Here is a 3,469-nt window from a genome sequence, read left to right on the forward strand (position 1 = left end):
GAATCCTTTTTATTAAAACTGGCATCAAAAAAGCCGCGGAATTAAAACCGCGACTTTTAGTGTTTTTAAATTTTAAAATTATTATATTCAATTATCTTTTATAATTTAATTATCTTTAACAAAAGAAGCAAGTCCTAAACCACCAAATTCAATTCTTCCAGTAACTCCACCATCTAAAGCTCCTATTTCTAAGTGGAGAAGTGCAATTCCACATTCTAATCTTCTGTAAGCTGAAGGCTCACTTTTGCAATCTACAACTAATTTACCTTCACCATAGTAAAAACGCCAGGGCTGTCTATTTAGTCTTGAAGGAGCATAACTGGCTATTTTGATGGCATTTTTTACCCAACCAGGCCAATCTGAATCATAACCATCAGGGCATAATTCTTCTATATCTTTACGGTCTCGATGCGGAAAGAGTTTCGAGATAAAATGTCGGGTTAAATTATAATTTTCTGATGAATATCCAATAGGACTAACTGCAACTAAGCGCTCGCCTCTTTCCAAATCAATTTTAAGATTTGATCTTTCAGGAACATATCTGCCGCCAATCCAACAACTGCCTAATCCATGGGCTGTAGCTTCTAAAATAGCTGCTTCACCAATGTAGCCCATTTTTGTCCAGCGGTGTTCACCATTGTCATTTAAAATAAAAGCGATAAACGCAGGAGATTCAGTGAAATTACCATATTTACCTTTTAAAGCAGGTAAAATATCTTTAACAGACTTTTTTATTAATTTTACTCTGACTTCTGGATAAATATTATTTAATTCTTCAAATTTCTTCTCAAGCGATTTTATAGTAAATGGCTTAATTTCTTTAGTCATATATTTTTGTTGAGAATAACGAGTCAACACAGCCTCATACCATCTTTTAACAGGAATATTCATAGGACCCGCCCCTTTCTTAGATGAAGCTCAATTAATTAAACTTTGATTAGTCAACATCCATGACTTTTTTGATTTCAGCTAACTTTTCTGCAAGCACAGATTCGGTTTTAGCTTCAACGACTAATCTTAAATATGGTTCAGTATTTGAAGGTCTTACATTAAACCACCAATCTTTGTATTCTAAACGGTAACCATCAAAATCATAAAAACTTACTGGTTCTTGTTTCTCGAAGAAATAATCCTTTAAATTCTCCATTACCTCTGCTTTGTTTTCAATTTTAAAGTTAACCTCACCAGAAGTTGCATATTTATCTAATTCAGCAATATATTCAGAAATAGTCTTGCACTCGTCTTTTAATCTTGCGGCAACATTTAAGACAACTAAAGCAGTCAGCATTCCTGAGTCACAGTAGAAAAAATCTTTGTAATAATAGTGACCGGCAAGTTCTCCTCCACAAATACCATCTATTTCTCTAAGCTTCAGTTTTGCATAGGCATGACCCACCTTCCACATATGACAATTACCACCCAGCTCTTTAATATGCTCTTTGACAGACCAGGAAGTACGGATATCATATAAGACATTTTTTCCCTTGCCCTGCTTAATATAGTACTCTGCCAGTAAAGCAATAATTAAATCAGGAGAAATAAAGTTTCCTTTTTCATCTAAAAACATTACCCGATCTCCATCACCATCAAAAATAAGTCCCATATCAGAACCTTTTTCCAATAATAATTCTTTCAGATCTTCTCTATTTTCTGCTTCTAAAGGATTCGCTTCGTGATTAGGAAAAGTTCCATCAAGTTCATTATATAAATAATGGGGCTGATCACCAAAGATTGCATCAGTTAAAATTGCAACCATTCCATTAGAAACATCAATTGAAAGGTCGAGTTTTGATAAATCTGGTAGATATGATTTCTGGAATTCTATATATTCAGCTTTTAAGTCATGTTCTAAAATATTACCTTTTTTATTTTTGCCAACTGGTTTAACTTCCTTAGTTTCTATCATTTCTTCTAATTCTTTTAAACCAGAATCATAACCTACAGGCAGTGCATTTTCTCTAGAAATTTTTAAGCCATTATATTCAGGTGGGTTGTGAGAAGCAGTTATCATCACTGATGCCTTATAACCATGTTTTGCAGTCCCATAATAAACCATTGGTGTTGTTGCATATCCAATTTTATAGACATCTGCTCCCCGGTCTGTAATACCAGCTGCCAGAGCTTCGAATACCTCTGGGGTTGATTCGCGATCGTCATAACCAACTAATACTTCATCAGCTGCCAGCAGTTCTGGTAGAAAATATCCAATTTTATAAACATCTTCTTTGTTAAAATCTTTATTATATACTCCTCGAATATCATATGCTTTAAATGCTTTCAAAATATCGCCTCCTAATTACCTTTATTTGAATTAAAACATAATTTTTCTGTAAAATCTATTTTTAATAACTCTTTCTATTATATATATTCTATGTTTATTAATTTTTTCCTTGTTTAAAATCAAAAAAGAGCCCAAAGCAGATTTTGCTTTAGACCCTTTTCCAGTTTATCATTTATTATTTTACAATTTTTCTTATGAAACTTTTGCTTCCTGCTGCAGCTCTTTATTTGCTAAACTATCTGTCTTTCTGGACCAATAAGTGGCAACTAATGGTCCCGAGATGTTATGCCAAACGCTAAAGATAGCTGCAGGTATTGCGGCTGCAGGACTAAAATGTGCAACAGCTAAAGAAACTGCCAAACCGGAGTTCTGCATACCAACCTCAATACTTAAAGCACGCTTTTTGGCTTCTTCCAAACTTAGCTTATCTCCTAAGAAGTAACCACTTATAATACCAAGTACATTATGTAAGATTACAATTAAAAATATTGCCGCTCCTGTTGTAGCAATTTTCCCGGAATTAGCCCCCACAACTCCACCAACAATTAAAACTATTGCTATTACTGAAACAGCTGGTAATGATTTAGTCACAGCCTTTAGTTTAGAGCCAAATAAACTGTTGATGATAAGCCCTAAAACTATTGGGATTAAAACAATCTTAACTATCGAAATAAACATCGCACCTGCTGAAACTGGAATCCACTTTCCGGCAAGCCAGACTGTTAATAAAGGAGTTACAACTGGTGCTAGAAATGTAGATAAAGTTGTAATTGAAACTGAAAGTGCAACATCCCCTTTTGCTAGATAGGTCATTACATTTGATGCTGTTCCACCAGGACATGTACCTACTAAAATTACTCCTACTGCTAATTCTGGCGGTAATTGAAAAACAACTGCTAAACCAAAGGCAATTAAAGGCATCAATGTGAATTGTGCCAATGAGCCTATGAAAATTTCTTTGGGATTTTTTAAAATATTTTTAAAATCTTCAACCTCTAAAGTCATCCCCATTCCAAACATGATAATTCCAAGTAACACGGTCACTTGGGGCAGAACCCACCCAAAAACAGATGACTGAAAAAAACCTATCACTGCTGCTATAATCGTCCAAACAATAAAATAATCCCCAATAAATTTAACTGCTTTTTCTAATGTTTTCATAATCTCCTCCCCTTCTCTCTCCTAAAT

General features: G+C 34.3%; 3 protein-coding genes. All 3 read right to left on the reverse strand.

The window, feature by feature from the left end; translation table 11 throughout:
* Positions 1–105 precede the first annotated feature (105 nt).
* A complete protein-coding gene (locus CI949_RS18670) occupies positions 106–891 on the reverse strand; it encodes a nitroreductase family protein (RefSeq protein WP_134060223.1) in 786 nt (261 codons plus the stop codon).
* A 46-nt stretch (positions 892–937) separates the two neighbouring features.
* A complete protein-coding gene (locus CI949_RS18675; RefSeq protein ID WP_134060225.1) occupies positions 938–2,281 on the reverse strand; it encodes a phosphomannomutase/phosphoglucomutase in 1,344 nt (447 codons plus the stop codon).
* A gap of 192 nt (positions 2,282–2,473) precedes the next feature.
* Positions 2,474–3,442, reverse strand: a complete 969-nt coding sequence (locus tag CI949_RS18680) for a bile acid:sodium symporter family protein (protein WP_134060226.1) — start codon at positions 3,440–3,442, stop codon at positions 2,474–2,476.
* Between the last annotated feature and the right edge of the window lie 27 nt (positions 3,443–3,469).

Source organism: Halanaerobium sp., from assembly GCF_003070835.1.

Coding starts and splice junctions, on each gene's coding strand:
- CI949_RS18670 (WP_134060223.1), bottom strand. CDS start 891: ATGAATATTCCTGTTAAAAGATGGTATGAGGCTGTGTTGACTCGTTAT.
- CI949_RS18680 (WP_134060226.1), bottom strand. CDS start 3,442: ATGAAAACATTAGAAAAAGCAGTTAAATTTATTGGGGATTATTTTATT.